This window comes from Pseudofrankia coriaricola, from assembly GCF_001854805.1.
In the GTDB taxonomy this organism is placed as follows: Bacteria; Actinomycetota; Actinomycetes; order Frankiales; family Frankiaceae; genus Pseudofrankia.
The window spans coordinates 1-7,846 of sequence record NZ_MBLO01000135.1 but is presented as its reverse complement, the minus strand read 5'-3'; the positions used below and the strand labels follow the sequence as shown (position 1 = coordinate 7,846).

The following is a 7,846-nucleotide window of genomic DNA, read 5'->3' as shown; positions in this document are numbered from 1 at the left end:
TTTCGCACACCCTTTGGCCCTCTAGTGATCCTGGGGACAACGGCCGCCGGGCGTGCGAAGGAAGATCATTTTCGCACACCCTTTGGCCCTCTAGACCGGCGCACCTGCCGGGCGGGCCTCGTCAGCGCCCCGCCCGGCAGGTGTCCCGTCCCGAACGGCCCCGTCGCGTGCGACGGGGCCGTTTCGCGTTACGCCAACTCCGAGACGTTCAGGTCGTCGCGCCAGAGGTGACAACGATCATGGGGCGCGGGCGGCCCACGCGGTGGCGCAAGATCAGGCCGCCGGCCCACCGACCCGCCAGGCCATCGCCGCGAAAACGCGCAGGTCGTGGCCCCTCTCACACGTTGGCGGACCACCATCTGTTGACGCCGACGTCGGAATCGAGTATTCACATGCAGCACCACACTGCGACCATCTGGTCGCTGCACGCGCAGCTCCATTGGCGAACCATCGGTGAACCCGTAGCGAGTCGTACCCGAACGAACAGGTGCCCGGGAGGCCTTGCCCCGTCAGCCAGTTACGCCTCGCATCCGGGTTTGGCGATCTTCGCAGTCACCCGACGTCCGACGACAAGGTGGGAAACATGTCGCATCTCTGGCGACTGGCCAGCCGGCGAACGCCCGAGCAGCCGCTCCAGCCCGTTGCATCCGCGCAGTCGTCCACCCGCCCGGCCAGGTTACGGTTGGCTGGCGTCGCCGTTCTGGCCGCGAGCCTGGCCTTCGTTTCGGCCTGTGGCGGCGGCTCCGACGACAAGGGCGATGACACCCCCGCGGCCAGCGGCTCCGCCGGGTCGGCGGACGTTCTCGGCCCGATTGCGAAGGCGACCGGCGCGCCCGTCAAGATCGGTGTGATCACGGACGGGCCCAGCCCGACCGCCGACCACACCAACGACAACAAGGTCGCCGAGGCCACCGCCAAGTACCTCAACGAGCACAAGGCCGGCATCGGTGGCCGGCCGATCGAGATCACCATCTGCGAGACCCTCGGCGACCTTTCCAAGGCCTCCGACTGCGGCAACCAGATGGTCGAGAAGGGCGTCTCCGCCGTCCTCATCGGCACCTCCGGCGTCGTCGAGAGTGCCTGGAAGCCGCTGAACGACGCGAAGATCCCGGTCATGCTCTACGGCTCGAGCGACCCCGGTCTGCTCGCCAGCCCGACGACGTTCGTCCTGGGCAACCCGACCTTCCCGATCATCGACCTGCCGATCCAGGTCGCGAAGGACAAGGGCAACAAGAAGGTCACCGCCGTCGTCATCGACGTGCCCGCCGCCCTGCACTCCGCCCAGGACATCGCGCCGCCGCTGTTCCAGAAGGCCGGCATCGGCTACGAGCTCGTCCGCGTCGCGCCCGGCACCGCCGACATGACGCCTCAGATGCAGCAGATCGTCTCGAACAAGTCGGACGAAGTCTTCATCATCGGCAACGACTCGTTCTGCATCAGCGCCATGAACGGCCTCAAGTCCGTCGGCTTCACCGGCACCATCAGCGCCATCTCCCAGTGCATCACCGACTCCACCCGCAAGTCGGTCCCGGGAGCCACGCTGAAGGACATGGTCATCAGCGCCACCGTGCCGATCGGCCCGGACAGCCCGTCGATGCAGCTCTACACCAAGGTCGCCGAGACCTACGGCAAGGACATCGACCTCAGCTTCCAGGACGGCATGATCATGTTCACGATCATGTCCGGCTTCCAGGCCGCGACGCAGGGCATCACCGGGGACATCACCCCGGCGACCATCACCTCGGCCATCAAGGGCATGAAGGAGACCGAGCTGCCCGGCGGCGGCGGCATCAAGTTCCGCTGCAACGGCAAGGCCATCCCCGACCAGCAGGCCGTCTGCGTCCTCGGCGGTCTGTCGACCACCCTCGACGACAAGGGCCAGCCCGCCGCGTACAAGGTCCTCGGCAACACCCCGATCGCCAGCTAGCACGCCACTCCGGCACTCGGATCCGCCAGATCCAGCAATCGCACCGGCGTGCCGGGCGGACGGCCTCGCCGACACCCGCCCGGCACGTCCCCTCCCAGAACGGCCCCGCCCTCCGCGGCGGGGCCGTTCTGCGTCCCGCCGCCCCTCGCGCAGGCTTGTCCAGGTCGTGACACCTGAAGGCGACGATGGTCATGCGACGCCGCGGCCCGACCCGGGTCGCGGCGGGATCGGGTCGCCTGGACCGTCGACGCGAGACGCGTCAGCTCGGCACCCTCACACGACTCGGCGAATCGTCGTCCGTTGACGCCGACGTCGGAATCGAGTAAGCACTGACACACGCAATCGTGGCGGATGTCACAGGGCAGTCGTGCCACGCAACGCACACCACGTACAGGTAGGCCGGGACGTGCCGCCCGGCCGGTGCCCACCGCCCCCATGGGCCGACGTGTTCCTCGTATTCACGCAACGTCCGACGACAAGGTAGGGGACATGCCACTCATTCGTGGACTGACCGGTCGAACAGCATCGGAACGGCCGCACCCGCGTGCCACGGTCACGCCATCGCACACCCACCCTGCCGGCGCCTTACGGTTACGGGTGGCCGGCGTCGCCGTCCTGGCCGCGACCCTGGCCTTCGTCTCGGCCTGTGGCGGCGGTTCCGATGACAAGGGCTCCGCCACCCCACCGGCGACCGGCTCTGCGGGTGCCGCCGACCCGCTGGGCGCGGTGGACAAGGCGACCGGCGCGCCGGTCAAGATCGGTGTGATCACGGACGGGCCCAGCCCGGTCGCCGACCACACGAACGACAACAAGGTCGCCGAGGCCACCGCCAAGTACCTCAACGAGCACAAGGCCGGGATCGGCGGCCGGCCGATCGAGATCACCATCTGTGAGACCCTGGGCGACCTGGCCAAGGCCACCGACTGCGGCAACCAGATGGTCGAGAAGGGCGTCTCGGCAGTCGTCATCGGCACCTCCGGCGTCGTCGAGGCCGCCTGGAAGCCCCTGAACGACGCCAAGATCCCCGTCATGCTCTACGGCTCGGGCGAACCCGACCTGCTCGCCAGCCCGACGACGTTCGTCCTGGCCGACCCGACCTTCGCCGTCATCGACCTGCCGATCCAGGTCGCCAAGGACAAGGGCAACAAGAAGGTCACCGCCATCGTCATCGACGTCCCGGCCGCCCTGCACTCCGCCCAGGAGGTCGCGCCGCCGCTGTTCGAGAAGGCCGGCATCGGCTACGAGCTCGTCCGCGTCGCGCCCGGCACCGCCGACATGACGCCTCAGATGCAGCAGATCGTCGCGAACGGCTCGGACCAGGTGTTCATCATCGGCAACGACTCGTTCTGCATCAGCGCCATGAACGGCCTCAAGGCCGTCGGCTTCACCGGCACCATCAGCGCCATCGCCCAGTGCATCACCGACGCCACTCGCAAGACGGTTCCCGGTAGCACGCTCAAGGGCATGGTCGTGAGCGCCACCGCCCCGCTCGGCCCGGACAGCCCGTCGATGCAGCTCTACACCAAGGTCGCCGAGACCTACGGCAAGGGCATCGACCTCAGCTTCCAGGACAGCATGATCATGTTCACGTTGGTCTCCGCCCTGCAGGCGGCGACGCAGGGCATCTCCGGGGACATCACCCCGGCGACCCTCACCTCCACCATCAAGGCCATGAAGGAGACCGAGCTGCCCGGCGCCGGCGGGATGAAGTTCCGCTGCAACGGCAAGGCCGTGACGGCCTCTCCGGCGACCTGCGTCCGCGGCGGCCTGGCGACCACCCTCGACGACAAGGGCCAGCCCGCCGCGTACGAGGTCCTCGGCAACACCCCGATCGCCAGCTAGCACGCCCTCCCGTCACCGAATCCAGTAGCCGACCCGGCCTGCCGGGCGAGGCAGCCTCGATACCCCGCCCGGCATGCGCCCTCCCAGCACGGCCCCGTCACCACGACGGGGCCGTGCTGCGCATGGGTGCTCCTCGCGACGAGGCTTCAGGCCACGGCACCCAGAGGCGGTGTGGGGGCCACCCGGTGCACCGGCGCGCGGCTCCCCGGCCTGAACCAGCCCGCCGAGCCCATCGCCGGGAGAAACCCGCCAGCCTGGTACCTCGGCCTGAGTTCCGTTGGCAGCCTCTTCACGAAGGTCGCCGACACCTACGGCAAGGACGGTGGGACGATGCCCAACGTGACCGATCCGCCCCGGCCCGGCCCGCCCGCCGCGCCGGCGGGCGCCGTCCCGCTGCTGGTGGTCGGGGCGCACATGGCGGGGTTCCCGGCGCACGGCCGGATCAGCCGGCACGGCGCCGCCCCGCTCGGCCGGGTGCGGACCGCGCCCGGCTACCGGCTCCACGACCTCGGCGGCGACCCGCCCCGGCCCGGCCTGGTCCGCGACCCGGCCGTCACCACCAGCGCCACCGGCGAGCTGTGGCTGCTCCCCCGCCCCGCCATCACCGAGCTGTTGCTGGAGACCTCGCCCCCGCTGGGGTTCGGCTGGGTCGACCTCGACGACGGCCGCCGCGTCCTCGGCTACCTCTGCGAGGCCGCCGCGACGACCGGCCGCCCGCTCGTCCCCGACGGCGACTGGCGCCGGCGCCTCCCGGCCCCCCTCCGGTGAGGCGGTCGCGCACCCCAGCCACCGATGGTGACGGCGCATCAGCGCACCGCTGACGCAACCACCTCCCCAGCCCCGGACCAGACCGGCCCCCGGCATCCGCCTCACCCCGAAATCAGGCCAGGAGGGCGCTCCGCGCCCTACAGGCACCACGGCCGGCGGTCGCGCAAGCGACCTTCCGGCCGCGGCGCCTCAGCGGGCCGCGGCGAGGCTGGTGACCTTGAGCTGGTGGACGGACGGGCTCCTGCAGGCCTGACGGCCCTGCGGAACCGGGACGAGCAGAGCAACGGTGTTGTCGGGCGGGTAGATCCGCAGGTTCGCGGCGCTGGTGAAGCTGCCCTCGGTGTCGCAGCCCGGAAGCACACCGGGCTGCGTCCCCAGCACCGTGAACTGGGCCTTGCCGCCGCCCGCGAGGACGACCGCCGACCCGGCCTCCCCGGTCCGGTCGGCGGGGGCGCCGAGCTGGTTGCCGGCCGTGTCGACGAACGACACCCCGGGGTAGCCGCGCAGCGTGCAGCGTGCCGAGGAGTTGTTCGTCAGCGTGAGCTGGGTGTAGATCGTGCCGGCCGCGCCATCGCTGCCGACGATCGCCGCGGCCAGCACCGACGCCGCACAGGTCGGGACCGCCGGCGCGGTCGTCGCGGGTTTCGTCGTGCCCGCGCCGGACCCGTGCGAGGCAGACGCCGTCGAACCGGTCGGACCGCCGGCGCCCGGCGTCGCGGTCGCGCTCGCCGAGGCCGTCGGGGTGCCCGCTGGCGGCTCGCCGGCGGGGCCGCCGTTGTCACCGCAGGCCGTCACCGTCACCGCGACCGCGGCACCCAGCGCCGCCAGCACCACCCGCCCGCCGGCTCGTCGTCCGCCGGCTCGTCGTCCGCCAACGCTCCGTCCGCCGCCCGTTCCCGTCCTGCTGCCCGCGTTCATCGAGTGGCTCCATCCGCCGTAGTGCCGCGGCACGCGGCCGACGGCCGCGCTGAAGGTGTGACGAACAGCCGCCGCGACGCGCTCTGTCCGCCCGGCCACCCCGCGGCCACCGTGCCGCTGTGTTTCTGTGCCTTCATGCTGCGCCAGAAGGGAGCATTCGCTCTTCGGTCAGACGACTGGGGCCAACCCACGCGAAGCCCCGAGGATGACTGTCCCCACCCGTCGCCGCATCGCACCGGTGTCTGCCCGGGTGCGCGCCTGGCCATGGGTGCGTGGCTGTTCCCGCTGGTCTGTCGGCGGCAACCGGGCCCGGGCCCCGACCGGGCAGCACCACCGGCAGCCGCGCACGGGCGAGCAGAATGGGGCCATGTCCGCCACCCTTGTCGCCTCCGAACTGTCCGTCGTGCGGGGCGGGCAGATCGTCCTCGACGGCGTCTCGCTCACCGTCGCGCCCGGCGACCGGATCGGGGTCGTCGGGCCCAACGGCGTCGGCAAGTCCACGCTGCTGCGGGCGCTCGCCGGCCAGGTCGCGCTCGACGCCGGCCGGGTCGAGCTCTCCCCGCCGTCGGCGAACGTCGGCCTGCTGCCGCAGGAGCCCGACCGCCGCCCCGGCGAGACGCTGCGGGCGTTCCTGGAACGGCGCACCGGTGTCGCCGCCGCCCAGGCGGCGCTCGACGAGGCGACCGAGGCGCTCACAGCCGGCCGGCCCGGCGCTGACGACACCTACGCGGAGGCGCTGGAGCGCTGGCTCGCGATCGGCGGCGCCGACCTGGACGTGCGCGCCGAGCAGGTCTGCGCCGAGCTCGGCCTCCCGTCGGACGCGCTGGACGCGCCGACGACGGCCCTGTCCGGCGGGCAGGCGGCCCGCGGCTCGCTCGCGGCCGTGCTGCTGTCCCGCTTCGACATCACGCTGCTCGACGAGCCGACGAACGACCTCGACTTCGACGGCCTGGAGCGGCTGGAACGCTTCGTCGCCGGGATCTCCGGCGCCCTCGTCGTCGTCAGCCACGACCGGGCGTTCCTCGATCGGACGATCACCAGCGTCGCCGAGATCGACCAGCACCGCCGCGACGTCACCGAGTACGCGGGCGGCTGGTCGGCCTACCTGGAGGCGCGCGAGCTCGCCCGCCGGCACGCCCGCGAGCACTATGACGAGTTCGCCGACACCCGCGCGAACCTCGTCTCCCAGGTGCAGCGCCAGCGCGAGCAGTCGGTGCGCGGCGCGATCCGGGCGAAGCGCAAGGTCCCGGACAACGACCGGTCGGTGCGCAGCTACAAGATCGAGGCGGCGACGAAGAGCGCCTCCCGGGTCCGCAACCTGGAGACCAAGCTGGGCCGGCTGGAGGAGGTCGACGAGCCGCGCAAGGAGTGGCAGCTGCGGATGACGATCGGCGCCGCTCCCCGCTCCGGCGACGTCGTCGCGGCGCTCGCCGGGGCCGTCGTCGAGTACCCGCCGGCGCCGGCGGCGGGCGGCGGCACGACGGACGACGGGACGACGGGCGGTGACACGGCCGGCGCGGCCAGCGGTGACTCGGCTGGCGCGGGCGGGTTCCGGCTCGGGCCCGTGGACCTCACCGTCTCCTGGGCGGACCGGATCGTGATCACCGGGCCGAACGGCGGCGGCAAGTCGACACTGCTCGCGGCACTGCTCGGCCGGGCGCCGCTCGCCGCCGGGACGGCGACGCTCGGCTCCGGGGTACGCCTCGGCGAGGTCGACCAGGCCCGCGACCGCTTCCGAGGCGAGGAGACGACGCTCGCGGTCGCCGAACGCGTCACGGGCTGGGCGATGGCGGAGGTCCGCACCCTGTTCGCCAAGTTCGGCCTCGGCGCCGACCAGATGACCCGCCCCGCGGGGGCGCTGTCACCGGGCGAGCGGACCCGGGCCGGTCTCGCGCTGCTGCAGGCGGTCGGCGTCAACTGCCTGGTTCTCGACGAGCCCACCAACCACCTCGACCTGCCCGCGATCGAGCAGCTCGAGTCCGCCCTCGGCACCTACCCGGGCACCCTGCTGCTGGTCACCCACGACCGCCGCATGCTCGACGCCGTCCACGTCACCCGCCGCCTGGTCGTCGAGGACGGCCACGTCACCGAGTCGACCGTTTGATGATCGCCAGGCCGCGTGGCCCTTCACGGCCGAGCCCGGGCCCGCCCGCGGAGCCGGCCTCACAGCCGGGCTCGCACTGACCCGCCGCCGCTGCATCTGAGCCATCCCGTAGGCGCATCACGCGCGCCTCAAACTACCGCGCGGCATCGCTTCCCCCGCCTCACCAGGTGGGGCCGGGCGTCGCGTGGCGGTCCTAGAGGGAAATAGAACGTGACCGATCAGCGCAACGCGGCCCAGGGCGAGGCGACCACGCTGGGACAGGCGCCTTCCGGTGGGCGCCCACGCTG

General features: G+C 72.1%; 5 protein-coding genes. 4 read left to right on the top strand and 1 reads right to left on the bottom strand.

The window, feature by feature from the left end; all coding sequences use genetic code 11:
* Positions 1 to 583 precede the first annotated feature (583 nt).
* From BCD48_RS19350 to BCD48_RS19340, 3 genes are all read left to right on the top strand, one after another.
* Positions 584 to 1,927, top strand: coding sequence for an ABC transporter substrate-binding protein (locus BCD48_RS19350; RefSeq protein WP_083418892.1), 1,344 nt, complete (start codon positions 584 to 586; stop codon positions 1,925 to 1,927).
* A 489-nt stretch (positions 1,928 to 2,416) separates the two neighbouring features.
* Positions 2,417 to 3,769, top strand: coding sequence for an ABC transporter substrate-binding protein (locus BCD48_RS19345; RefSeq protein WP_083418891.1), 1,353 nt, complete (start codon positions 2,417 to 2,419; stop codon positions 3,767 to 3,769).
* 171 nt (positions 3,770 to 3,940) lie between these two features.
* On the top strand, positions 3,941 to 4,537 hold the full coding sequence (locus tag BCD48_RS19340) for an allophanate hydrolase-related protein (protein WP_071049840.1): 597 nt from the start codon (positions 3,941 to 3,943) through the stop codon (positions 4,535 to 4,537).
* Between the two features lie 189 nt (positions 4,538 to 4,726).
* Here the strand turns inward: BCD48_RS19340 and BCD48_RS19335 are convergent, their stop codons facing one another.
* Positions 4,727 to 5,455, bottom strand: a complete 729-nt coding sequence (locus tag BCD48_RS19335; RefSeq protein ID WP_131804051.1) for a DUF4232 domain-containing protein — start codon at positions 5,453 to 5,455, stop codon at positions 4,727 to 4,729.
* A 367-nt stretch (positions 5,456 to 5,822) separates the two neighbouring features.
* Between BCD48_RS19335 and BCD48_RS19330 the strand changes: the two genes are divergently transcribed.
* On the top strand, positions 5,823 to 7,559 hold the full coding sequence (locus BCD48_RS19330) for an ABC-F family ATP-binding cassette domain-containing protein (protein WP_071049839.1): 1,737 nt from the start codon (positions 5,823 to 5,825) through the stop codon (positions 7,557 to 7,559).
* Positions 7,560 to 7,846 lie beyond the last annotated feature (287 nt).

Excerpts from the sequence above, each read along its gene's own strand:
- BCD48_RS19345 (WP_083418891.1), top strand. The coding sequence starts at position 2,417 with ATGCCACTCATTCGTGGACTGACCGGTCGAACAGCATCGGAACGGCCG.
- BCD48_RS19350 (WP_083418892.1), top strand. The coding sequence starts at position 584 with ATGTCGCATCTCTGGCGACTGGCCAGCCGGCGAACGCCCGAGCAGCCG.
- BCD48_RS19335 (WP_131804051.1), bottom strand. The coding sequence starts at position 5,455 with ATGAACGCGGGCAGCAGGACGGGAACGGGCGGCGGACGGAGCGTTGGC.
- BCD48_RS19330 (WP_071049839.1), top strand. The coding sequence starts at position 5,823 with ATGTCCGCCACCCTTGTCGCCTCCGAACTGTCCGTCGTGCGGGGCGGG.